The following is a 23373-nucleotide window of genomic DNA, read 5'->3' on the forward strand; positions in this document are numbered from 1 at the left end:
CAGGCTCTCCGGGCGCTTCCCTTCGGTCTTGCGTTTCCGACTCTATCAGATCCTCGCGGTCCCGATTTTCGCCGGTGCGTTTCGGCCTTTCGGCTTCTGCGCGGTTCCAACCTTACCAGATCCGTTCGGCGTTTCCGCTTTCCGTATCCGGCCCCTGTTGGAGCGGGGTGACCGTCCGGCTTTCGCTTTTCGGCCTTTCCGACTCTATCAGATCCGTTTTCCAGTCCGTTTCCGGGCTGAATCCGTTTCCGATTTCCGTCGGAGGGGTTTGCCTTTCGGCTGTTCCGACTTTATCAGAAGTGATTTACCGATCGAAATCGGCGAACGTTTTCCGGATAAAGATTCGGAGGTGCTTCGCGGTGGAATCAACGTTCCGACCGAAGCAGACAAGAGCCTAACCGTTGCGCTCGAACATGTCTAGTCCGTGGCAACCGTTCGAATCTACCTCCCCGTGCTGCCCGTGTCAACGGACATCTTGGGGAGATGAGGAGATTAGCAGGTCAGCGTGGCTGTACGCACATCAGGCGGCGGTCGGTACGAGGGCCTCGCGGTCCGCCTTGTCGACGTCTCCTGTTTCGCCCGATCGGACGGCACGGCCGCCGAGCACGTACACGTACGTCAGGAAGGCCAGCTCGGCGGCGACACCGATAGCGATACGGGCCCAGGTGGGCAGGCCGGAGGGGGTGACGAAGCCTTCGAGAATGCCCGACACGAACAGCACGGCGGCCAGGCCGATGGCGACACCGAGGGCCGCGCGGCCCTCCTCGGCGAGAGCGGTTCGGCGGGTGCGCGGGCCGGGGTCGATGACGGTCCAGCCCAGGCGCAGGCCGATACCGGCCGCGACGAAGACCGCGGTGAGTTCCAGGAGGCCGTGCGGGATGAGAAGTCCGAGGAAGGTGTCGAGGCGGCCGGCCGAGGACATCAGGCCGAGGCCGACGCCCAGGTTCAGCATGTTCTGGAAGAGCACCCAGAAGACGGGCAGGCCGAGGAAGCTGCCCAGGACCAGGCACAGGGCGACCGCCTGGGCGTTGTTCGTCCACACCTGGGCGGCGAACGACGCGGCGGGATGGCTGGAGTAGTACGTCTCGTACTCTCCGCCCGGCCGGGTCATGGCGCGGAGGTTCTCGGGCGCTCCGATGGCGGCCTGGACCTCGGGGTGGGTGGCGACCCACCAGGCGATGAGGGCGCCTGCCCCGGTGGAGAGCAGGGCCGTCGGGATCCACCAGTGACGCAGGCGGTAGACCGCGGCGGGGAACGACACCGTGAAGAACCGGGCGGCGTCGCGCCAGGAGGCCTTGCGCGCGCCGGTGACCGTACTGCGGGCGCGGGCCACCAGGGAGGTGAGGTGTCCGGTGAGGGCGGGGTCCGGGGCGCTGGTCCGGAGAAGGGACAGGTGGGTGGTGGTGCGCTGGTAGAGGGTGATGAGTTCGTCGGCCTCGGCGCCGGTGAGGCGGCGCTTGCGGCGCAGCAGGGCTTCGAGCCGGTCCCACTCGGCGCGGTGGGCCCTTACGAAGACATCGAGGTCCATGGATTCAGCTCCTGGCGGCGCCGTGCGGTGACTGTGCCGTCAGCTTGGCAGACTGGCTTGGCCGGCTGAGGGGCGGGCGGCGGTTCGAAGACGGACCGATAGGGACCGGTACGGACCGGTAGGGACCGGTACTGGTCGGGATAAGGGAGGACGGCGCAGGTGAACGAGCTCGTGACGGGCGAGGCGGTGGTGCTGGGGCTGCGGCCGGCCCGGCTGCCGAGCCGGGCGCTGGCGGTCCTGGTCGATCTCGCGGTGACCTGGAGTGCGTACGTCCTGGTCTCGGTGCTGATGCTGAGTGCCACGGCGTCGATGGACGAGGCGGCGGGGGCCGCCGTATCGGTGGCGCTGTTCGTGCTGGTGCTGGTCGGGGTGCCGATCGTGGTGGAGACGCTGAGCCACGGCCGGTCGCTGGGGAAGCTGGTGTGCGGGCTGCGGGTGGTGCGCGAGGACGGTGGACCGGTCCGGTTCCGGCACGCGCTGGTGCGCGGCGCGCTGGGCGCGGTGGAGATCGTGCTGACGATGGGGGTGGTGGCGTGCATCGCCTCGCTGGTCTCCGCCAGGGGGCGGCGGCTCGGGGACGTGTTCGCGGGCACCGTCGTCATACGGGAGCGGATACCCGCCCCGCGCGGGATGCCGGTGCTGCCGCCCCCGCCGCCCTGGCTGGCGGCGGAACTCGGCGCGCTGGACCTGTCGCGGGTTCCGGACAGCTGGTGGCTGACGGTGCGCCAGTACCTGACCCGAATATCGCAGCTCGACCCGCAGGTCGGTGGGGCCATGGGGGCTCGGCTGGCGGCGGATCTGTGCGGCTGGACCGGGGCGTCGGTGCCGGCGGGGATGTACCCGGGGGTGTATCTGGCCGCGGTGGTGGGTGAGCGGCAGGCGCGGGAAGCGCAGCGGGCGTTCGGGGCGCCGCTGGGGGCTCCGGGGCCGGCGGGCGCCGGGCCTGGGGGCGCGCATGACGGCGGTGTGTACGGGGGCGGTGCGTACGGCCCTGGTGCCTACGGGAGTGGTGCGGGTGGGGGTGACGCGTACGGGAGTGGTGCGGGTGTGGTGGGGGCGGAGGCGTCGTACGCGGGGCCGAGTGGTGCGGGTGGGGCCGGGCAGACCGCGGCCGGAGAGGCTGAGGTCGGACAGGCCCGGCAGGCCGGGGCTGGAAAGGCTGAGGCCGGAGGGGCTGGGGCCGGGCGGGCCGGGAGTGAAGTGGAGGGCGGCCGGGAGCGGCGTACGGGGTTCGCGCCGCCGGTCTGAGGCGGGGTGCGCCGGCGGGACGACCGGTCAGGTGAAGGTCGAGGGCGGGGTTTCCAGGTCTTCGAGTTCGATGCCGGGGGCGGACAGGACGACGTCGCCGGCGAGGTGGACGGCGTGCTGTTCACCGGTCTCCAGGTCGTTGACCTGGTATTGGTCGGCGGTCAGCGGGCCGTTGTCAGTGGGGTGTGCTGTCCTTTTCACCAAGGCCCAGGACTGGTCGAGCGTGCGGGGTGCGAGGACGGGGGGTGTGAAGGCCACCAGGCGGGTGCGGACGGCTCCGGAGCCGGGGGCGGGGCGCAGCAGCCGGGCGGTGGCGATGAGGAAGGCGGGGGACGCGCCGGTGAAGGCGTGGGCGGGGACGTTGCCTTCGGTGGCGTGGTCGCCGGCCGGGTCGGTACGGACCCAGGTGACGCCCTCCAGGGCGGCGCCGCGTACCTGCCAGCCGCCGGCGTGGAGTTCGAGACGGATGGGGCGGCCGAGGTCGTCGAGGGTGAGGTCGACGGAGCCCGCGTGGTCTCCGGAGGGGGTGGTGAGCTGGGAGACGTAACGCCAGCCGGAGGGGCCGGTGGCGCAGTGGAAGTGTTCTTCGCCGAGGGGGGTGTGATCGTGCGGGTCGTGGAGGGAGTAACGGCCGCGGGGCATGGGGGTCCTTGGTCGGGTCCGGTGGTACGGGTCAGGCCCCCGCCGTGGTGCTGGGCGGGGGCCTGGATCACCGGCTGCCGGTGGTGGTGCCCTGTCTGCGCGGTGGCGGGCCGGGTACCGGGGGCGCGGGGATCAGTAGCGGTAGTGGTCGGACTTGTAGGGGCCCTCGACCGTGACGCCGATGTAGGCGGCCTGCTCGGGGCGGAGGGTCGTCAGCTTGACGCCGAGGGCGTCGAGGTGGAGGCGGGCGACCTTCTCGTCCAGGTGCTTGGGCAGGACGTAGACGTCGGTCGGGTACTCCTCCGGCTTGGTGAACAGCTCGATCTGGGCCAGGGTCTGGTCCGCGAAGGAGTTGGACATCACGAAGGAGGGGTGGCCGGTCGCGTTGCCGAGGTTGAGCAGGCGGCCCTCGGACAGCACGATCAGGACCTTGCCGTCGGGGAAGGTCCAGGTGTGGACCTGCGGCTTGACCTCGTCCTTGACGATGCCGTCGATGGCGGCGAGGCCGGCCATGTCGATCTCGTTGTCGAAGTGGCCGATGTTGCCGACGATCGCCTGGTGCTTCATCTTGGCCATGTCGGAGGCCATGATGATGTCCTTGTTGCCCGTCGTGGTGACGAAGATGTCGGCGGTCTCGACGACCTCGTCCAGGGTGGTGACCTGGTAACCGTCCATCGCGGCCTGGAGCGCGCAGATCGGGTCGATCTCGGTGATGATGACGCGGGCGCCCTGGCCGCGCAGCGACTCGGCGCAGCCCTTGCCGACGTCGCCGTAGCCGCAGACGACGGCGGTCTTGCCGCCGATGAGGGTGTCGGTGGCGCGGTTGATGCCGTCGATCAGGGAGTGCCGGCAGCCGTACTTGTTGTCGAACTTCGACTTGGTCACGGCGTCGTTCACGTTGATCGCCGGGAAGAGCAGCTTGCCGTCACGCTGCATCTCGTAGAGACGGTGCACGCCGGTGGTGGTCTCCTCGGTGACACCGCGGATCTCCGAGGCGAGCTTGGTCCACTTCTGCGGTTCCTCGGCGAGGGTGCGGTTGAGGAGCTGCAGGATCGCGCGGTGCTCGTCGTTCTCCGCGGTCTCGACGGCGGGAGCCTTGCCGTCCTTCTCGTACTCGACGCCCTGGTGGACCAGGAGCGTGGCGTCGCCGCCGTCGTCGAGGATCATGTTGGGGCCGCCGGTGGGCGAGTTCGGCCAGGTCAGCGCCTGCTCCGTGCACCACCAGTACTCTTCGAGCGTCTCGCCCTTCCAGGCGAAGACCGGGACGCCCTGGGGGTTCTCGGGGGTGCCGTTCGGGCCGACCGCGATGGCGGCCGCGGCGTGGTCCTGGGTGGAGAAGATGTTGCAGGAGGCCCAGCGGACCTCGGCACCGAGAGCGGTGAGGGTCTCGATCAGCACGGCGGTCTGCACGGTCATGTGCAGCGAGCCGGTGACACGGGCGCCGGCCAGCGGCTGCGCGGCGGCGTACTCCTTGCGGATCGCCATCAGGCCGGGCATCTCGTGCTCGGCGAGGGTGATCTCCTTGCGGCCGAAGGCGGCGAGGGACAGGTCGGCGACCTTGAAGTCCTGGCTGTTGGCTGCGGTCGACATTCGGGTTGCTCCCGGGGTCGAGGGTGGTTGGCTGGACAGTCTGCGGCGCGGGCAGGTGGGGACGTCACCGCCCGGAATTCCGCGCAGGCGGACGTACCGCGTGAGCGGCATACCGTGCACGACGGCATACCGTACGGGCGGTTCCGCGTAGGCGGACACACCTTTCCCCTGGCCGCAGCGCAGTCCGTCGGAGGCCCTCTCTCCCTCGGCCGGCCCGCGGGGCGGACCGCCCGACCGCCATCAGCAGCGACGTCTGGCACTGGTCACGAATCTACACCGATCGCCCCTGGGAACCCCAGCCCGCCCTAGGAAAATGCGCGTGGGGTGTGGGAGGAGGGGTGGAGGGACGGGGAGGGGCGAGTGGCGGGGAGGGGGGAGTAACAGGGAGGGGAGTGACGGGGAGGGGGATGAGAGCGGTAGGGAGGGGAGGAGAGAGGTGGGGTGGGTCGGTTCGGGGTGGGGCGGTTCGGGGCCTGGGGGTGGGGGCGGGTCCGGGGGGGCGGCCTGGGGTGGGGCGGTATGGGAGGCCGTGTCCCGAGGGTGGTGCGGGAGACGTGGGTGGTTGGTGTGTGGGGCGGGTGGGTGACGGGGGTGGAGGCGCGGGAGTGGGGACGGGGAGGAGGACGTGGGGGGTGAGTGCGCAGGAGTGGGTGGTGGAGGCGCAGCGCAGGTCGGGGAAGCAGGTCGGGGGCGGGTCGGGGAGGCGGGGTCGGGGGTGCAGATCCGGGGAGGCGGGGCCCGGGATGCGGGTCCGGGGGTGCGGGTCCGGGGGTGCGGGTCCGGGGGGTGCGGGTCGAGAGTGCAGATCCGGAGAGGCGGGGTCCGGGGAGGCGGGTCCGGGATGCGGATTCGGGGGTGCGGGTGGTGTGGACGTATGACGGGGGTGGCGGGGCGTGGAGGCGACGGGGCGTGGGGGTGGCGGAGCGTGGGGGTGGCGGGTGCGGGGGTGGCGGGTGCGGGGTGGAGGGGGTTTGGGCACTGGGCAGCTGGCGTTCTGTATTGCAGGATGCGGGGAGCGCGGGGACACTCGCACGTCACCTCGCGCGTACGTCCGTTAGGAGAACCACGTGACCACCAGTCCAGCTGATCCCCCCAAGGGTGCGGGGAGGGGCGGGCAAGGGCTGAAGCTGCTCGCAGTGACTGCCTGCCCGACCGGCATAGCCCACACGTACATGGCCGCCGAGAAGCTGACCCAGGCCGCCGAGTCGCTCGGCCATGAGATGAAGGTGGAGACGCAGGGGTCGATCGGCGCCGAGAACGTCCTGTCCGACAACGATGTCAAAACCGCCGACGGCATCATCATCGCGGCGGACAAGGATGTCGACCCGGCCCGCTTCGTCGGCAAGAGGCTGCTGGTGGTGGGCGTGGCCGAGGGCATCCGCCATCCGGAGGCGCTGATCGAGCGGGTGCGGAGCGCCCCGGTGTACGGGGCGGACGACGGCGAGGGAGAGGCCGGGGCTGGGGCCGGGGCCGGGGCTGGGGCCGGGAAGGGGCTGGGGGGCGCGGGTAAGGCTGACGCGCGGGCCGGCGGGGGCGGTGGTTCCGGGGGCCGGGAGCGGAGTCTTGCGTACAAGGCGTTGATGAACGGTGTCAGTTACATGATCCCGTTCGTCGTGGTCGGCGGGCTGCTGCTGGCGCTGTCGCTGGCCGTCGGCGGGGAGGCGACGCCGAAGGGGCTGGTCATCCCGGAAAGCACCTTCTGGGCGCACGTCAATGACATCGGCACGATCGGGTTCCAGCTGATGGTGCCGATCCTCTCCGGCTACATCGCGTACGCGATCGGGGACCGGCCCGCGCTGGTGCCGGGCATGATCGGCGGCTGGATAGCCAATACCGGTGAGCTGTACGGCTCCAAGGCGGGCGCCGGGTTCATCGGGGCGATCGTCACGGGCTTCCTGGCCGGGTACCTGGTCATGTGGATCAAGAAGGTCCGGGTTCCCCGGTTCGTACGGCCGATCATGCCGATCATCGTGATTCCGATCGTCGCGACGGCGGTGCTCGGGCTGTTCTTCATCTACGTCCTCGGCAAGCCGATCTCGTGGGTGTTCACGCACCTGACGGGCTGGCTCAGCGGGATGACGGGTACCAGCGCGATCGCGCTGGGCGCGGTCCTCGGCCTGATGATCGCGTTCGACATGGGCGGGCCGGTCAACAAGACGGCGTTCCTCTTCGGTACGGGGCTGATCGCGACCGGCAACCAGACCGTCATGGGCATGTGCGCCGCCGCGATCCCGGTGATGCCGCTCGGCCAGGGCCTGGCCACGCTGATCCGCCGGCGCCTGTACTCCGACCAGGAGCGGGAGACCGGCATGGCGTCGCTCTTCATGGGCCTGTTCGGCATATCGGAGGGCGCGATCCCGTTCGCGGCGGCCCGGCCCGCGCAGGTCATCCCGGCGAACATGCTGGGCGGCGCGGTGGCCGGCGCGGTCGCCGGCATGGCCGGGGTGACGGACGCGGTGCCGCACGGCGGGCCGATCGTGGCGATCCTCGGTGCGGTCGGCGGGGTGCCGATGTTCTTCGTGGCCGTGGTGGCCGGGTCGGTCGTGACGGCGTTGACGACGGTCGCGCTGGTGGACGTGGCGGCGCGGCAGCAAGGACGCGCGACGGCGGCCGAGAAGACGGCCGAGCAGGAGGCCGAGAGGGCGGCCGAGCACGCGGCCGAGAGGGCGGCGGCGGCTTCCGAGGCAGCACCGGATGTGGAAGCAAAGGTGCAGTCGCAGACGGTGCTGGCCGGCATCGGAGCGGGTGCGGCGGGTGGCGCCGGGGCGAGGGACGCTGTGGCGGGTGGTGCTGGAGGTTCTGCGGGCACTGCGGGTTCTGCGGGCACTGCGGGCACTGCGGGCACTGCGGGTACTGCGGGTACTGCGGGTACTGCGCAGGCTGCGCGGACTGCGGATACCGGGAGTACCGGGGATACCGGGGATACCGGGGATACCGGGGCTCGCCGGAGTGCACATACAGAGGCCGGTGCTGAGGACGGGCCCGACGGTACGGGATCCAGTGGCGGCCCGGCCGCCGTGGGCGCGGAAAGCTCCGAGGACGAGGGCCACGAGCCCGAAGGCCCCGATACCGAAGGTCCCGAAGGCGAAGGCCCCGAAGGCGAAGGCCCCGAAGGCGCAGGCCCCGATGCCGAAGGCCCCGAAGGCGCAGGCCCCGATGCCGAAGGCCCCAATGCCGAAGGCCCCGATGCCGAAGGCCCCGAAGGCGCAGGGCTCGGGGGTGAGGTGCTTTCCGGGTATCTCACTCGGGAGACCGTGAAGGTACGGCTGGCCGCCGGTGACAAGGAGGCCGCGATCCGCGAGATGGCGGAACTCGCGGCCCGTACCGGCAAGGTGGCGGACGTGGAGGAGCTGGTCCGGGTGGCGCTGGCGCGGGAGGCGCAGGGCACCACCGGTCTCGGTGAGGAGATCGCGATCCCGCACGCCAAGACGGACGCGGTGACCGCACCCGTCGTCGGCTTCGCGCGTTCGGCGGAGGGCATCGACTGGGACTCGCTGGACGGGACGCGCGCCAAGCTGGTGTTCATGATCTCGGTGCCGGAAGCCGCCGCCGGGGACGAGCACCTGCGCATCCTGGCGCTGCTGTCGCGGAAGCTGATGGACGCGGGCTTCCGGGCCCGGTTGCAGAGCGCGCCGGACGAGGCGGCGATCCTGCGCGTGCTGAGCGAGGTCGGCCAGCCGAGCAGCAGCCGCGAGGCGTAGGCACGTGACGTACAGCCGTACGCAAGCGTAGGCACGTGACGTACAGCCGTACGCAAGCGTGGGCACGTGACGTACAGCCGTACGCAAGCGTGGGCACGTGACGTACAGCCGTACGCAAGCGTGGGCACGTGACGTACAGCCATACGCAAGCGTAGGCACGTGACGTACAACCGTACGCAGGGCTGCCGAGCCGTCGGCTGTGGGAAACGGCAGGGCCTCGCACCGGTTCAGGTGCGGGGCCCTGCCGTACGAGAGGGGCCGGCCGTCAGACGCCCCCCGGTGTCTTGGCCGGGTCGTCGCCCGAAGCGGCAAGGGACTCGTTGTAGATGTCCGGCTCCAGGTAGATCACGCGGGCGATCGGTACGGCCGTGCGGATGCGGTCCTCGGCGGCGTTGATGGCGTCGGCGACCTCCTTGGCGGTGTCGTCGTGCTGGACCGCGATCTTGGCGGCGACGAGGAGTTCCTCGGGGCCGAGGTGGAGGGTGCGCATGTGGATGACGCGGGTGACGGTGTCGCCGTCGACCACGGCCGCGCGGATCTTGGCGACCTGTTCGGGGCCGGCCGCCTCACCCAGCAGCAGGGACTTGGTCTCGGCGGCGAGGACCAGGGCGATCAGGACGAGGAGGGCGCCGATGCACATGGTGCCGATGCCGTCCCAGACGCCGTTGCCGGTGGCGAGGGTGAGGCCGACACCGCCGAGCGCGAGCACCAGGCCGACGAGGGCGCCGAAGTCCTCCAGGAGGACGACGGGGAGTTCGGGGGCCTTGGCGCGGCGGACGAACTGGGGCCAGCTCTGCTTGCCGCGCAGCTCGTTGGACTCCTTGATGGCCGTACGGAAGGAGAAGCCCTCGGCGATGATCGCGAAGACGAGGACGCCGACCGGCCAGTACCAGTTGTCCAGCTCGTGCGGGTCGTGGATCTTCTCGTAGCCCTCGTAGAGGGCGAAGACACCGCCGATGGTGAACAGGACGATGGAGACGAGGAAGCCGTAGATGTAGCGCTCGCGGCCGTAGCCGAAGGGGTGTTCCTCGGTGGCGGCGCGCTTGGCCTTCTTGCCGCCGAGGAGCAGGAGCCCCTGGTTGCCGGAGTCGGCGACGGAGTGGACGCCTTCGGCCAGCATCGAGGACGACCCGCTGAAGGCGAAGGCCACGAACTTCGCCGCCGCGATGGCCAGGTTGGCGCCCAGCGCCGCCACGATCGCCTTGGTACCGCCTGATGCACTCATGGGTGGCGCATTTCCCTTCCGTCGACCGGCTGCGGTGCGCAGCCTGCTCCGAGGCCGCTCCGAGGGCTCCTTTACGAACCCTTTAGGCGGGTCATTGTTGCAGCCCGCCCGCCGGGGCGCGCACGGGGCGCCCTCGGACCGGCGCCGGTGTCCGTAGGGCGGCCGTCAGACCGCCACCGTCGCCCGGAACACCGTGCCCTCCCCCGTCAGTTCCACACCTTCCCCGGCCGGTACGAAGGCGGACTCGCCCGGGGCGAGCGTCAGCTCCCCGCCCGCGCCCGCTCGCGGCACAGCCCGAAGCACAACCGTTCCTGCAGTGCACAGCAGGATCTGCGGGGTGCGGTCGCCGAGGGCGCGGGGCGCGCCGCCGGGGGCCAGGACGAAGCGGGAGAGACGGAACTCGTCGATCGGGGTCTCGTAGACCTCCTCGCCCGACTCCGTGGCCTCCTCCGGCCGCAGCACCCCCGCGTCACGGGACTCGAAGCGGACGACGCGCAGCAGTTCCGGTACGTCGACGTGCTTGGGGGTCAGGCCGCAGCGCAGCACGTTGTCGGAGTTGGCCATCAGTTCCACGCCCAGGCCGCTGAGGTAGGCGTGCGGGATGCCGGCGCCCAGGAAGAGCGCTTCGCCGGGCTGCAGCCGTACGTGGTTGAGGAGCATGGCGGCGAGTACGCCCGGGTCGCCCGGGTAGTGGCGGGCGACGGCGGCGTACGCGGCGTAGGAGCCGGCGTGCGGGCCGCCCTCGCCGGCCAGGCGCTGCGCGGCGGCCGCGGCCTGTGCGACGGTGTCGGCCGTCTCGTCCCGGTCGGCGGTGAGGACGGCGGTGAGCACCTCGCGCAGCGCGGCGTCCTCCGGGGCGGCGCGCAGGATGTCGGCGTACGGCTTGAGGGCGCCCACGCCGAGCCCTTCGAGGAGGGTGGCGGCCTCGGCCGGGTGCCGGAAGCCGCAGAGCCCTTCGAAGGGGGTGAGGGCGACGATCAGCTCGGGCTTGTGGTTGGCGTCCTTGTAGTTGCGGTGCGGGGCGTCGGCGGGGACGCCGCGCTTCTCCTCGTCCGCGTGCCCCTCCTGGGCCTGGGCGAGGTCGGGGTGGACCTGGAGGGAGAGCGGGGAGCCGGCGGCGAGCAGCTTGAGCAGGAAGGGCAGCCGGGGGCCGAAGGCGCGTACCGCGTCGGGGCCCAGTTCGCCTTCCGGGTCGGCGGCTATGAGGTCGGCCAGCGACACCGGGCCGGCGCCGCGGTCGGTGCGGGAGGGGGCGCCGGGGTGGGCGCCCATCCACATCTCGGCCTGGGGTTCGCCGGTCGGTTCGGTGCCGAGGAGTTCCGGGAGGGCAGTGGTGGAGCCCCAGGCGTAGGGGCGCACGGTGTTGGTGAGGCGGTCCATGGTGGCGGGGTTCCTGATTCTTCGCTCGGGGCTGCGCGGGGCGCCGCAGCCGCGCCTGTTCACGCCGTGCGGTGCCGGCGGGCGGTGTCCAGGGCCGGTGCGGGGTGCGCCGGCCGGGGCCTCATGCTCCCTCGGTGCCGGCGAGCGCCAGGTAAACGGCGGCGAAATCCGTGACGGCGAGGAGTTCGGCGGCGCGTTCCAGGTCGCTGCCGCTGTCCGGTTCCAGTTCGCTGACGGGGGTGTCGTGCTCCAGCGCCAGTTCACGGGCGGCGGGCGCGGCCGAGAGCGTGCCGGGGGCTTCTTCGCGGAGCAGGACGACGCGGGCGTGCAGGGCGGTGGGCTGTTCGACGCGGTCGCGGAAGAAGTCGTCCGGGTCGGCGCCGGCCGCGAACGGGCCGGCCAGCAGCGCGCCGTGCGTGGTCGTCGTCTCGGGCAGTTCGCCGGCGAGCGCGGGCCGGCCGGCGAGTCCGGCCAGTACGGTCGCGAAGTGCCGGCCGACGGCGCCGGCGACCAGGCCTTCGGTCCAGATCAGCGGGAGTGCGTCGGCGAGTTCGGCGGCGAGTGTCTTGGCGGGGTTGGAGTACGTCTCGACGGCGGGGCCGCAGCGTTCGGCGACCTGGTCGAGGCGGTCGGCGAGCTGCCCGAGCCGTTCGGAGCCGGCGCTGAGCAGGCCGATCCGGTCGGCGAGTGCGAGCAGCGGGGTGAGCAGCGACCAGAGGGTGCCGGGGGCGGCGGGCGGCGCGCCCGCCACGTCGAACTCGGCGTCGTACGGGGTGGTGGCCAGTGGCACGGACAGGCCGCGGGCCTGCACGACGGCGTCGGCGAGCGGGCCGCCCGCCGGGGTGACGGCGACGACGGAGCAGCCGCGGCGGTAGGCCTGCTCGATGAGCTGGGCGAGGCCGGGGTCGGTGCCGTCCGGGCCGGCGATCAGGAGCAGGTCCAGCGGGCCCGACCAGCCGGGCAGGGTCCAGCGCAGTGCGCCGGGCCGGGCCGCGACGCCGGTGGGCCGGATGAGGGTGACCGGGCAGCTGCCGCCGCCGAGGGCGCCGAAGAGGTCGGCGACGCAGGCGGCGGCCGGTCCCGGGCCGGCCACCAGGACGGTGCGGGGCCGGCCGTCGGGCCGCAGGTCGGCGATGCCGGACTCGGTGGCGTTACGGGCCGCGGTGCGTACCCGTGCCCCGGATTCGGCGACGCCGCGCAGCAGTCCGTAGCGGTCGGCGCCGGCCAGCGCTTCGGGTGCGTCCAACAGGGACTCGTCGAGCATGGTGTGCGCTGCCTCCGATCGCCGGTACGGGCGGGGTGGGGTCCGGGCGGCTCCGTCGCCCGGGTCAGGCGGGGCGCCGCGCCTCGTCCACCAGGAGCACGGGGATGCCGTCCCGGACGGGGTAGGCGAGGCCGCATGCGGTGCCGGTGCACTGGAGCTCGGCCGGGTCGGCGTCCGACCGGTCCGCCAGCGGGGCGTGGCACGCCGGGCAGGCGAGGATCTCGATCAGGCTGGCGTCGACCGGCATGGGGGTTTCTCCTTCGGCGGATGTACGGCACTTGCCAGCGTACCGCCGGGCGGGGGCGGGGACGCGCCGCAGGTGGGGGCGGGAACGTGCCGCAGGCGGGGCCCGGTGTCCGGGCGCGCGGGGACGGGTCCGGAGGCCGGGGCGCTGGTGGAACGTTCAAGCAGAGCGCCGCCCATAGCCGTACCGCCGCCCGTACCGCCGCCCGACGCCCCGACCCCGGACACGCCGCCTCCTCAGCCGCGCACGATCCCCAGCACTTCGTCCCGCACCCGCTCGACCGTCTCCCGGTCCCGGGCCTCGACGTTCAGGCGCAGCAGCGGCTCGGTGTTCGAGGGGCGGAGGTTGAACCACCAGTCGGTGGTGGTGACCGTCAGGCCGTCCAGCTCGTCCAGTTCGGCGCCCTCGCGGCCTTCGTAGGCGGACCGGATCGCGGCGAGGCGGCCCGTCTGGTCGTCGACGGTGCTGTTGATCTCGCCGGAGGCGGCGTACCGGTCGTACTGGGCGACCAGTTCGGACAGCGGGCCTTCCTGGCCGCCGAGCGCCGCCAGGACGTGCAGGGCGGCGAGCATGCCGGTGTCGGCGTTCCAGAAGTCGCGGAAGTAGTAGTGCGCGGAGTGCTCGCCGCCGAAGATGGCGCCGGTGCGGGCCATCTCGCCCTTGATGAAGGAGTGGCCGACGCGGGTGCGGACGGGCGTGCCGCCGTTCTCCGCGACCACCTCGGGGACGGACCAGGAGGTGATGCAGTTGTGGATGACGGTGCCGCCGGGGTGCTTGGCCAGTTCGCGGGCGGCGACCAGGGCGGTGATCGCGGACGGGGAGACCGGGTCGCCGTTGCCGTCGACGACGAAGCAGCGGTCCGCGTCGCCGTCGAAGGCCAGGCCGATGTCGGCGCCGACCTCGCGGACCCGGGCCTGGAGGTCGACGATGTTCGCCGGGTCCAGGGGGTTGGCCTCGTGGTTCGGGAAGGTGCCGTCGAGTTCGAAGTACAGGGCGTCCAGGTCGATGGGCAGGCCCTCGAAGACGGTGGGGACGGTGTGGCCGCCCATGCCGTTGCCGGCGTCCACCACGACCTTCAGGCGGCGGATGCCGGAGAGGTCGACGAGGCGGCGCAGGTGGGCGGCGTAATCGCCGAGGACGTCGCGCTGGGTGATGGTGCCGGGGGCCGCCACGGGTTCGGGGGCGCCGCCGTCGCGCCACTGCTCGACGAGGGCGCGGATGTCGGCGAGGCCGGTGTCCTGGCCGACCGGGGCGGCGCCCGCCCGGCACATCTTGATGCCGTTGTACTGGGCGGGGTTGTGCGAGGCGGTGAACATCGCGCCGGGCAGGTCCAGTGCGCCGCTGGCGTAGTAGAGCTGGTCGGTCGAGCACAGGCCGATCTCGGTGACGTCCGCCCCGCGCGCCGCGGCGCCGCGGGCGAAGGCCCGGGACAGGCCGGGCGAGGAGGGCCGCATGTCGTGCCCGGTGACGATCGCGTCCGCTCCGGTCACCTGGACGAAGGCCGCGCCGAACAGCTCGGCCAGCGTCTCGTCCCACTGATCGGGGACCACACCGCGCACGTCGTACGCCTTCACGATCTGCGACAGATCAGTCACAGCCAGCCCTCCTGATGTCATGACGGGGTCTCAAACCTACCCGTACGCGACCGGTGGGAGGCTTGAGCGTGCGGGGCCCGGCCCGCCCGGAATGTCTTGTGTCCCGTGCGGGGCCCGCCAATCACCTCACCGCCCGGCCGGCGCGGGCCGGCGGCCCGTACCTTACGGCAGCATCCACCCCAGCACGGCCGTGCTCTGCCCCACCACGATCAGGCACATCACCAGCAGCAGCCCCAGGCTCCACGGCAGCACCTTGCGCAGCAGGTCGCCCTCGCGTCCGGCCAGGCCGACCGCGGCGCAGGCGATCGCCAGGTTCTGCGGGGAGATCATCTTGCCGAGTACGCCGCCGGAGCTGTTGGCCGCGGCGAGCAGGACGGGTGAGAGGCCGGACTGCCGGGCGGCGGTCACCTGGAGGGCGCCGAAGAGGGCGTTGGCGGAGGTGTCGGAGCCGGTGACGGCGACGCCGAACCAGCCGAGGACGGGCGAGAGGAAGGCCAGCCCGGCTCCGGCGGCGGCGACGAAGTGGCCGATGGTGGCGGCCTGTCCGGAGAGGTTCATGACGTAGGCGAGGGCCAGGACGGCGGTGACGGTGAGGACGGCCAGGCGGAGTTCGCGTACGGTCGCGGCCCATTCGCGTACGGCGGTGGCGGCCCGTACGCCTAGGACGGGGGCGCTCAGCGCGCCGGCCAGCAGCACCAGCGTGCCGCCGGTGGCGAGCAGCGGCAGCGCGAAGGTGTTGCCGGCGACCGGGGTGCCGTCCGGGCCCGCGACGTCCAGGAAGGGCCAGTCGAAGGTGCGGGTGGCCCGCGCGAGGAGGTCCTTGACGGGCGGGAGCTGGGCGACGGAGAAGACGGCGACGATCAGGGCGTACGGCGCGTAGGCGCGGACGACGTCGCCGCGGGAGTCGCGTACGTCCAGGTCCGCGCTGCGGGCGCCGGTCAGGACGGCGGCCCGTACCGGCTCGGAGGCGGGCCTGCGGGCGCCGGGTACGGCGACGAGCGCGGCGGCCCCCGCGAGGGCGGCGCCGATGTCGGCGAGCTGCGCGGACACGTAATTGGCGGCCGCGAACTGCACGGCGGCGAAGGCCAGTCCGCAGGCGAGCGCGGGTGCCCAGGTCTCGCGGAGGCCGCGCCGCCCGTCGACCAGGTACACCAGCAGCAGCGGTACGACGAGGGCGAGCAGGGGGGTCTGGCGGCCGACGACCGGGGCGACGGTGTCCAGCGGCAGGCCGGTGACCTGGGCGAGGGTGACCACGGGGGTGCCCATGGCGCCGAAGGCGACCGGCGCGGTGTTGGCGACGAGCGCGACGACGGCGGCCCGTACCGGTGTGAAGCCGAGCGCGACCAGCATCACCGCGCTGATCGCGACGGGCGCCCCGAAGCCGGCGAGCGCTTCGAGCAGCGCCCCGAAGCAGAAGGCGATGACCAGGGCCTGGACGCGGGGGTCGGCGGAGAGGCCGGAGAAGGAGCGGCGCAGGACGTCGAAGTGCCGGGTGCGGACCGTCATGCGGTGGATCCACAGGGCGTTGACGACGATCCACAGGATGGGGAACAGGCCGAAGAGCGCGCCCTGTGCGGCGGCGGACAGGGCCTGCCCGGCGGGCATGCCGTAACCGAGGCAGGCGGTGGCGAGGGCGACGGCGAGGCCGGTGAGCCCGGCGAGGTGGGCGCGCATCCGTACGGCGCCGAGCAGGACGAGGACGGTGATCAGCGGGAGTGCGGCGACGAGCGCGGACAGGGCGGGCGAACCGGCTACGGGCTCCAGCTGCTGGACGAACACACGGCCTCCCGGTGGGCAGCTCCCCCGTCACGTCCGCCATACGGAAGCGGATCTTTCGGGAGTGGAGGCATGGTGGTGTCCGCGCCGAGGCGGCGTCAATGGCGCGGGCGGAAGTGACCGGGGGCGGGCGGACGGCGAACCGGGTCCGCCCGCGTACCGGGCCTCCTCAGTTGTCCGGCGACCGCAGCACCCGCAGGTGGCCCCGGCGGGCGACCTCCATCGGGTGGGCGTCGCGCCCGTTCGGGCCGCTGACCTGTGGGGCGTTGCCGCCGCCTGCCGCGCGCTCCTGGGGCCGGGCCGCCTCGCGCACCGCGTTGGCGAGCGCTTCGAGGTCGTCGCCGCTGGGGCGGGCCGGGCCGGTGTCGGTGGCCAGGCGTACGACTTCCCAGCCGCGCGGCGCGGTCAGCCGCTCGGAGTGCTCGGCGCACAGGTCGTAGCAGTGGGGCTCGGCGTAGGTGGCGAGCGGTCCGAGCACGGCGGTCGAATCCGCGTAGACGTACGTCAGCGTTGCGACGGCGGGGCGGCCGCACGCAGTGCGCGAACAGCGACGTACAGGGCTCACGACGTTGGACGGTACCGCACTCTTGAGCGGGCCGCGATGACTCTCCACGACCTCACCCAACCGTGTCGTCCTGGTTCGTCCGGTGCGCCTGACCTGCGGGCGCTCGGGCCGGACTGTGCGGTGCGCACTGCGCCGGACGGCGCAGGGCGTCGAAACCCGTCACGACTCTGTACATTTCATGTCATTCCCCATGCCCTTCTCGGTCCGATGCACGGCCGCAAACGGACTCGACGAGCCTACGACCGGTCACTCGACGACATGGCACCGGATCCGCCGCTCTCCCGCGCCGCCTGCCCCCGGACGGTTACGCTCGGTTCTGATGGACAGCCCCGTACCCCCTCCGCCCGAGGCCGGAGGACCCACCGCACCGGCCGGCACGGGCGGCGCTTCCGCCGCGCCCGGCGGCGCCGAGCGCTCCGCCGCCCCGGCCGGGCCCCGCCCGCGCCGGCGCGACCGGCACGGCCGCGGCATGCGCGGCCCGGTCGCCCCGCCCCAGGTCCCGCTCTCGGTGAGCCGCGCGGACTCCTTCGTCGACCTGGTCCACGACTCCCGGGACCGGCTGGAACGGCGCTGGCCGCAGCTGGCGGACGTCGACTTCCTGGTCGTCGAGGTGCCCGGGTTCGGTCCCGACGGGGACACCGGGCCGGCCGCCGACGAGGAGACGGTGCCGCTGGGCCGGCTGCTGCCCGCCGCCGGTGACCAGCGGGAACGGGTGATCGTCTACCGCCGCCCGGTCGAGATCCGCACGAAGAACCGCGACGAGCGGGCGCTGCTGGTCCACGAGGTCGTCGTGGAGCAGGTCGCCGAGCTGCTCGGCCTGGCACCGGAGTCGGTGGACCCGCGGTACGGGCAGGACTGACCCGCGGCGGCCCTCGCGCCGCGGTCCTCGCCACGCGGCCCTCGCCACGCAGTCCTCGCGCCGCGGTCCGCCCACCCCGGCGCTCGCCGGCCGGCCGTCACCCCTCGGCCCTCATGTCCCACCCGTCACTTCAGCAACAGCGAAATGTCCTCCCCCGCCGTCGGCACCACCACCGACCCCCGGTCGTCCGGGAGCGTCTGCACGGTGAAGGCGGGCAGGCCGCCCTGGGGCAGGGCCAGGGTCCGGGCCGCGTGGACCGGGCCGCTGCCCGCCGACGGGGTGACGGTCAGCGCGTAGGAGCCCTTGAGGCCCTGGGGGCGCGGCGGTTCCACGGCGAGGGTGCTGCCGCCCTTGACCGTGTACGTCTTCGACACCGGCGTACCGCCGCCGCTGCCCGCCGACGCGGTGACCGTGACCTTGGCGTCCTTGCCCTTCTCCGGAGCGACCAGGGAGAGCGTGCTGCCCTTGTCGCGGTTGTCGGCGGCGGTGGCCCGCTGCCCGACCGGGCCGGTCGCCGGGATGAAGGCCATCTCCTGCTGGTCGCCCTTGCCGCGGGTGACGCGCAGGGCCGCCGCGACCGGCGCCTTGGAGCCGTCCGCCGGGGTCAGTACCAGCGAGCCCGCCTCGCCCTTGGTGAGGTCCTTGAGGTCGACGGCGGCCGTCATGCCGCTCTTGACGTGCAGGGTCTCCAGTCCGGCCGGGGTGATCAGGCCGTTCGGGGTGGCGAGCTGGACCTTCAGGTCGGCGTCCTCCCGGCCGGGCGCGACGGCGACGAGGTGGACGGAGGTGGCGTCGGCGGGGATGCCCGGCAGGACGGCGCCGGGCGCGGGGTCGGCCGCCGCGGGCAGCCAGTCGCCGCCCAGTTTCGCGTCGGCGGCCTGTACGGAGGCGCCGACCCGGCCCTCGCGGGCGACCACGTGCAGGGCCGCGTCCTGGGCGGGCGTGCCGGTCAGGGTGGAGAGCAGGACCGGCAGGCTGGCGTGCGGCGGCACGGTGATGTTCTCGCCGGAGGCGGATTTCAGCGGGCCGTCCTTGCCGCGCAGGTCGAGGTCGACGACGGCCGGGGCGTCGTCGGGGTTGGTGAGGTGGACGTAGTCCTGGCGGTCCTTGGCGGTGCTCACGCCGGGGAACCAGAAGTCGGTGTCCGGCGCCACGCAGGACAGGCCGAGCAGGCCGCGGCCGGCGCCGGCCGCGACGGAGGTGGTCTGCTGGACGGTCCAGCCGGGCGCCAGGGCGCCGTCGGCGGTGCCGGAGAGGGCGGGCGCGCCCGCGCGGTCCGTGGTCGCGGTGACGGGCGTGCCGGCTTCCTTCAGGGGCGCGACGGGGTCGGCGGCCGGCTGACCGCCCTGCTGCCCCTTGCCCTTCCCGTCGTCCTTGGCCTTGCCGTCCTGCTGCTTGCCCGACTGGGCGGGCAGCAGCCCCGCGGTGCCCCGGGCACCGGCCTTGCCGTCCGTCGCCTTGGGCGTGAAGGCGGTGTACGTGGTGTCGCCGACCTCCGAGGAGGTGGGCGGCGGGCACAGCAGCGCGGACCGCTCGACGGGCCGCCGGGAGGCGTCCTCGGCCGTGGCGTCCGGCTGCCCGTCCGGGGCGGCCACGGCGGCGACGCCGGTGACCGCACCGAGCGCCACGGCCGCGCCGATCAGGGACATGATGGTGCGCTTCACTGCTGGTCGCTCCCGTCACGGCGGGGCTCGCGGTAGGAGCCGGGGTACGTCGTGCCGTCGTCGTAGGGCTGCTGGTGCGGCGGCTGCTGGGGTGGCTGCTGCACGTAGGGGTACGGGTCGTAGGCGCCGGGCCGGTACGGGGCGGCGGCCTGGTCCGGGCCGGCCTGGTAGGGGCCGGTGTCCTGGTACGGCTGTCCGTACTGGTCGTACGAGGGCGTGCCCGCTTCGTGCCCGTACGGCTGCGTGCCCTGGTACGGGCCGTCCGGCGGGTACGGCTGTCCCGGTGCCGGCTCGCCCGCGTGCGGCGTCTGCCACGGCTCGTACGTCTGCTGCCCGTGCTCGGGCGTCCGGCCGTAGTCCTGCGGCCCGTAGCCCGCGGTCTCCTCGTATGCCTGGTGCTGCGGCAGGGCCGCGTACGGGTCGGCGGTCCCGGCGGCCAGCGGGTCGGCGGACGGCGGCGCCGCCATCGGGTCGGGCACCGGCTCCTCGCCGGTCCGCGGGCCCGGAACGCCGGCTTCCGCGCCGCCCTCGGGAGCCGCCTGTGCGGCCCGCAGGCGACGCGCCCGGCGGCCTTCGCCCGCTGCGGCCGGCGCGGCCGGTGCGGCCGTGCCGTCCTCGGGCAGGTCGTCGTCGATCTCGCGGCGGCGGCCCGGCAGGGCGAGCACCACCAGGACGACGGCGAGCACGCCCTGGGCCCACAGCCACGCGGTGTGGCCCATGGGGTCGTCGTAGGTGAGGTCCAGGCGGCCGCCGGAGGCGGGCAGTGCGAAGCCCTGCGCCCAGCCGTCGACCGTGACCGGCTTCAGCGGCTTGCCGTCGAGGGTGGCCTGCCAGCCGGCGTCGGCGGTGTCGGCGACGCGCAGCACCCGGCCGTCGGGCCCGGCGGGCAGGTCGGTGTGGGCGTCGACGGGTCCGGCCGGGACCGGCGCGGTGGCGCGGCCGGCGCGCGTCCCGTCCTTGGTCTCCCCGGGCACGATCGAGACCCGGGAGACGCGCTGGTCCACGCGCCACAGGGCGCTGCCGTCGTCCTGGCTGAGCCGGGTCAGGCCCGGGGTGGCGTCCAGGACGCGGCCCATCTCGCGGGGGGCGCCGTCGCGGACCAGGAGGTAGCGGATCGCGTAGCCGCCGAGCTGGTTGGTCTGGTCGGCGCCGGAGCCGGCGACGAGGTTGGCGACGATGCCGCCGAGCCGCTTGTCCTCGCCGGTCTCCGCGGCGATGTCGGCGTCGCCCAGGCGCGCGCCGGAGCCGCGGACCAGGGTGTACGCGACGTGGCCCGCGTCGCCGTCCAGGACGAGGGTGCGGGCCTGGTCGACGGAGCCGGTGTCCTCGGCGACGAACGCGGGGACCTGGACGGGGTCGCGGCGCTCCAGCGGCCCGGCCGCGCCGGTGATCATCCAGCTGACCGCCGCGTACAGGGGGGCGAGCAGGGCGGACAGTGCGATCAGGACGGCGACCGGCTGTTTCCAGCCGAAGCCGAGGGTCTCCATACGGGAGCGGATGCCTTCGGCGCCGACTGCGGCGGCGCACAGCAGCGCGAGCCCGTGGACGAGGAGGGCGGGTCCGGCCCAGGCGGTGCGGTTGGCCAGGGCGGCGAACAGCAGGCCGGTCACGGCCACGGCCCAGGACGTACGGATCGCGAGCTGCCGGTCGGCGCGGAGCGTGGCGCCCAGCGCGGCCAGGACGATGCCGAGGAGCAGCACCCCGCCGGCGGCCTTCGGGCCGCCGGGGCTGATGCCGACGAGGTCCAGGACGGAGGCGGAGCCCGCGCCGAGGTCCAGGCCGGCTTCCCGGAAGAAGCGGGAGGGGTGGGCGAGCAGGGACAGCGACCAGGGCGCGAGGACGACGAGGGGGGTGGCGGCGACGGCGAGGAAGCGCAGCGCGTACGGCAGGAGCAGGCCGCGGTTGCCGTCGAGGGCGCGCAGCACCAGCAGGGCGATGCCGAGCAGGACGGCGACAGGCCAGACGACCGGGGTGAAGGCGGTGGTGAAGGTGAGCAGCAGCGCGTACGCCCAGGCGGCGCGCCAGCTGGGCCGGGTGCCGGTGGTCAGCCGCAGGCCGCCGGCGGCGACGGCGGCGCGGGCCATGAGCGGCAGCAGGATCGCGAGGACGGCGGTGCCGATGCGGCCGCCGGCGAGGGCGCCGGTGGCGGCGGGCAGGAAGGCGTAGGCGACGCTGCCCCAGGCGCGCAGCAGGCGGGAGGTGACCAGGGGCCGGGAGGCGAAGTAGGCGCTCAGTCCGGCGAGCGGTACGGAGCACACGAGCAGGACGGTGACGGCCGTGCCGGTGCTGCCGAGGAAGAACGTGGCGATCAGCGCGAGGGCGGCGAGGTAGGGGGGCGCGGAGGCGGTGCTGCCGGTGCCGGTGGCGTGCCAGCCGTCGAGGTAGCCCGACCAGAGGTCGCCGAGGCGGGCGGGGGCGGGCAGCAGGGCGCCGCCGGTCAGGGCGCCGGAGCCGAGCAGGGAGCGGCAGGCGATGAGGGAGACGACGAGCAGGAGGAGGAAGAGCACCGGGGCCGGCCGGCGGGCGATCCGCTTGAGCCGGGCGAACTGTTCGATCTCCAGGTAGTCGGCGTCGTCGCCGCCGGGTCCTGACTCGACGGCGCCGTGCCGTCCGGCGGAGGCGGCTTCGGGGGCGGAGCGGCCGGCGAGGTTGCCGGCGACCTGTTCGACGGTGGCCCGTACGGTCGCGCCGGGTGGCGGGAAGAGGGGCCGCAGTTCCTTGGCGTCGGTGGTGGGCCGGCCGCGTTTCCTGCGGGCGGTCAGGATCGTGCCGGGGCGCAGCAGGGTGCCGAAGAGTCCGGCGAGTTCGTCCAGGGCCTGGCCGGGGACCTTGCCGACGAGGTAGGCGAGGACGCGCAGCAGGGTGCCGAGGACGATGCGCAGGGCGACGTACGGGAGCAGGGCGCCGCGGGTGTTGGCGAGCAGGGTGTAGACGGCGCCGGCCTTGTCGACGCGGTGCGGGCTCGCGGTGGAGCGGCCGACACAGTCGATGGGGCGGCGTTCGCGGGCGGAGGCCTCGGCGTGCCGCAGGACGGCGTCGGGGGCGACGAGGACCTGGTGTCCGGCGGCCTGGGCGCGCCAGCACAGGTCGACGTCGTCGCGCATCAGGGGCAGCCGGCGGTCGAAGCCGCCCAACTGCTCGTACACGTCGCGGCGCACGAGCATGCCGGCGCTGGAGACGGCGAGCACCGGGCGTACCTGGTCGTGCTGGCCCTGGTCCTGTTCGCGGCGGTCCAGGCCGGTCCAACGGCGGCCGCTGCGGGCGATGCTGACGCCTGCTTCGAGGAGCTGGCGGCGGTCGTACCAGCTGCGGAGCTTGGGGCCGACGACGGCGGTGGAGGGGCTGGAGTCGGCGACCCGCAGCAGTTCGGCGAGCGCGTCGGGTTCGGGGGCGCAGTCGTCGTGCAGCAGCCAGAGCCACTGGACGGGGTCGCCGTGCGGGCGTTCGGGCAGGTCGTAGGCGTCGTCGCGCCAGGTGCGGCCGACCGGATCCCAGCCGCTGGGGCGGCGCAGGTAGGGCAGTTCGTCGGGGCCGAGTACGGGGGCGGTGCGTACGGCCTCGTCGACGGCGGTGCCGAAGCCGGAGCGGCGGGCGAGGTGGAGCACCCGGTCGTCGCCGAGGGCCTCGCCGAGCAGCCGGGCGGAGGCGTCCGCGCTGCCGGTGTCGGCGCCGAGGATCTGCTGCGGCGGGCGTTCCTGGCCGAGGAGCCCGGCGAGGGCGTCGGGCAGCCAGCGTTCGCCGTCGTGGGAGACGATCACTGCGGTGACGACGTGCCGGGGGAACTCGGGGGTGCCGTCGTGGTATTGGGCGGCGGCTTGCGCGGCCTGAGCGGCCGGCTGACTGTGCACGGACATCGAGGTAGGGGCCCTCCCCGGGGGTCTCGGGGTCCTCCCCCGGCATAGCGCTGCGCTGTGGACTGCGACGGACGGCGACGCGGTGCGGCCGACGGCACGGGACGTGGCCGGGTGCCCGTCAGGGCGTCGGTGCGCCTCGGACGCGGCCCCACACTAATGCTTCGGGCGGACCGGTCCGTCTGCCGCGTACACAGCGGTCCGCCTCCGGCGCGTGGGCTACGGAGGCGGACCGTTGTCT

At 73.6% G+C, this 23373-nt stretch carries 16 protein-coding genes; 4 read left to right on the plus strand and 12 right to left on the minus strand.

Features of this window, described 5'->3' with window-relative positions:
* The coding region (locus tag AB0L45_RS25995) for a hypothetical protein (RefSeq protein ID WP_365843902.1) at positions 1-421 on the plus strand (421 nt) is incomplete at its 5' end.
* Between the two features lie 99 nt (positions 422-520).
* Here the strand turns inward: AB0L45_RS25995 and AB0L45_RS26000 are convergent.
* Positions 521-1528, minus strand: a complete 1008-nt coding sequence (locus AB0L45_RS26000) for a stage II sporulation protein M (RefSeq protein WP_365843904.1) — start codon at positions 1526-1528, stop codon at positions 521-523.
* Between the two features lie 159 nt (positions 1529-1687).
* On the opposite strand from AB0L45_RS26000, the gene AB0L45_RS26005 reads away from it, so the two are divergent.
* A complete protein-coding gene (locus AB0L45_RS26005) occupies positions 1688-2776 on the plus strand; it encodes an RDD family protein (protein ID WP_365843906.1) in 1089 nt (362 codons plus the stop codon).
* Positions 2777-2803: 27 nt separating this feature from the next.
* Here the strand turns inward: AB0L45_RS26005 and AB0L45_RS26010 are convergent, their stop codons facing one another.
* Together AB0L45_RS26010 and ahcY are read right to left on the minus strand one after the other, a co-directional pair.
* The gene (locus AB0L45_RS26010) at positions 2804-3418 is read right to left on the minus strand and encodes a hypothetical protein (protein ID WP_365843908.1); all 615 of its coding nucleotides are present in this window, start codon (positions 3416-3418) and stop codon (positions 2804-2806) included.
* Positions 3419-3550: 132 nt separating this feature from the next.
* On the minus strand, positions 3551-5008 hold the full coding sequence (ahcY, locus tag AB0L45_RS26015; RefSeq protein ID WP_365843910.1) for an adenosylhomocysteinase: 1458 nt from the start codon (positions 5006-5008) through the stop codon (positions 3551-3553).
* Between the two features lie 1067 nt (positions 5009-6075).
* Here ahcY and AB0L45_RS26020 point away from each other — a divergent pair.
* Positions 6076-8709 (plus strand): fructose-specific PTS transporter subunit EIIC, encoded by a 2634-nt coding sequence (locus AB0L45_RS26020; RefSeq protein ID WP_365843912.1) that lies wholly within the window; start codon positions 6076-6078, stop codon positions 8707-8709.
* A gap of 265 nt (positions 8710-8974) precedes the next feature.
* Here AB0L45_RS26020 and AB0L45_RS26025 read toward each other — a convergent pair whose 3' ends face one another.
* From AB0L45_RS26025 to AB0L45_RS26055, 7 genes are all read right to left on the minus strand, one after another.
* Entirely contained in the window at positions 8975-9934 is a 960-nt protein-coding gene (locus tag AB0L45_RS26025) for a cation diffusion facilitator family transporter (RefSeq protein WP_365843914.1), read from the minus strand.
* 165 nt (positions 9935-10099) lie between these two features.
* A complete protein-coding gene (manA, locus tag AB0L45_RS26030; RefSeq protein WP_365843916.1) occupies positions 10100-11314 on the minus strand; it encodes a mannose-6-phosphate isomerase, class I in 1215 nt (404 codons plus the stop codon).
* A 121-nt stretch (positions 11315-11435) separates the two neighbouring features.
* Positions 11436-12578, minus strand: a complete 1143-nt coding sequence (locus AB0L45_RS26035; RefSeq protein WP_365843918.1) for an SIS domain-containing protein — start codon at positions 12576-12578, stop codon at positions 11436-11438.
* Between the two features lie 64 nt (positions 12579-12642).
* Complete coding sequence (locus AB0L45_RS26040; RefSeq protein WP_003985907.1) at positions 12643-12825, minus strand: Trm112 family protein; 183 nt, start codon at positions 12823-12825, stop codon at positions 12643-12645.
* A 233-nt stretch (positions 12826-13058) separates the two neighbouring features.
* Complete coding sequence (locus AB0L45_RS26045) at positions 13059-14417, minus strand: phosphomannomutase/phosphoglucomutase (protein ID WP_365843920.1); 1359 nt, start codon at positions 14415-14417, stop codon at positions 13059-13061.
* A 162-nt stretch (positions 14418-14579) separates the two neighbouring features.
* Positions 14580-16196 (minus strand): L-lactate permease, encoded by a 1617-nt coding sequence (locus AB0L45_RS26050; RefSeq protein WP_365843922.1) that lies wholly within the window; start codon positions 16194-16196, stop codon positions 14580-14582.
* Positions 16197-16362: 166 nt separating this feature from the next.
* On the minus strand, positions 16363-16806 hold the full coding sequence (locus AB0L45_RS26055) for a DUF3499 domain-containing protein (protein ID WP_365843924.1): 444 nt from the start codon (positions 16804-16806) through the stop codon (positions 16363-16365).
* 271 nt (positions 16807-17077) lie between these two features.
* Here AB0L45_RS26055 and AB0L45_RS26060 point away from each other — a divergent pair, with 271 nt between their 5' ends.
* Positions 17078-17617: a metallopeptidase family protein gene (locus AB0L45_RS26060; protein ID WP_365843926.1), complete on the plus strand. Its 540-nt coding sequence runs from the start codon at positions 17078-17080 to the stop codon at positions 17615-17617.
* A gap of 125 nt (positions 17618-17742) precedes the next feature.
* On the opposite strand, the gene AB0L45_RS26065 is transcribed toward AB0L45_RS26060, so the two are convergent.
* Complete coding sequence (locus AB0L45_RS26065) at positions 17743-19281, minus strand: DUF5719 family protein (RefSeq protein ID WP_365843928.1); 1539 nt, start codon at positions 19279-19281, stop codon at positions 17743-17745.
* Complete coding sequence (locus AB0L45_RS26070) at positions 19278-23135, minus strand: glycosyltransferase (protein WP_365843929.1); 3858 nt, start codon at positions 23133-23135, stop codon at positions 19278-19280. Before AB0L45_RS26070 ends, AB0L45_RS26065 begins: the two co-directional genes overlap by 4 nt.
* Between the last annotated feature and the right edge of the window lie 238 nt (positions 23136-23373).

Origin of the sequence: Streptomyces sp. NPDC052496, from assembly GCF_040679095.1 — a bacterium.
In the GTDB taxonomy this organism is placed as follows: domain Bacteria; phylum Actinomycetota; class Actinomycetes; order Streptomycetales; family Streptomycetaceae; genus Streptomyces.

What these genes read in the sequence shown, in the direction of transcription:
- AB0L45_RS26040 (WP_003985907.1), bottom strand. Translation starts at nt 12,825, where the DNA reads ATGCCGGTCGACGCCAGCCTGATCGAGATCCTCGCCTGCCCGGCGTGC.
- manA (WP_365843916.1), bottom strand. Translation starts at nt 11,314, where the DNA reads ATGGACCGCCTCACCAACACCGTGCGCCCCTACGCCTGGGGCTCCACC.
- AB0L45_RS26070 (WP_365843929.1), bottom strand. Translation starts at nt 23,135, where the DNA reads ATGTCCGTGCACAGTCAGCCGGCCGCTCAGGCCGCGCAAGCCGCCGCC.
- AB0L45_RS26000 (WP_365843904.1), bottom strand. Translation starts at nt 1,528, where the DNA reads ATGGACCTCGATGTCTTCGTAAGGGCCCACCGCGCCGAGTGGGACCGG.
- AB0L45_RS26010 (WP_365843908.1), bottom strand. Translation starts at nt 3,418, where the DNA reads ATGCCCCGCGGCCGTTACTCCCTCCACGACCCGCACGATCACACCCCC.
- AB0L45_RS26060 (WP_365843926.1), top strand. Translation starts at nt 17,078, where the DNA reads ATGGACAGCCCCGTACCCCCTCCGCCCGAGGCCGGAGGACCCACCGCA.
- AB0L45_RS26025 (WP_365843914.1), bottom strand. Translation starts at nt 9,934, where the DNA reads ATGAGTGCATCAGGCGGTACCAAGGCGATCGTGGCGGCGCTGGGCGCC.
- ahcY (WP_365843910.1), bottom strand. Translation starts at nt 5,008, where the DNA reads ATGTCGACCGCAGCCAACAGCCAGGACTTCAAGGTCGCCGACCTGTCC.
- AB0L45_RS26035 (WP_365843918.1), bottom strand. Translation starts at nt 12,578, where the DNA reads ATGCTCGACGAGTCCCTGTTGGACGCACCCGAAGCGCTGGCCGGCGCC.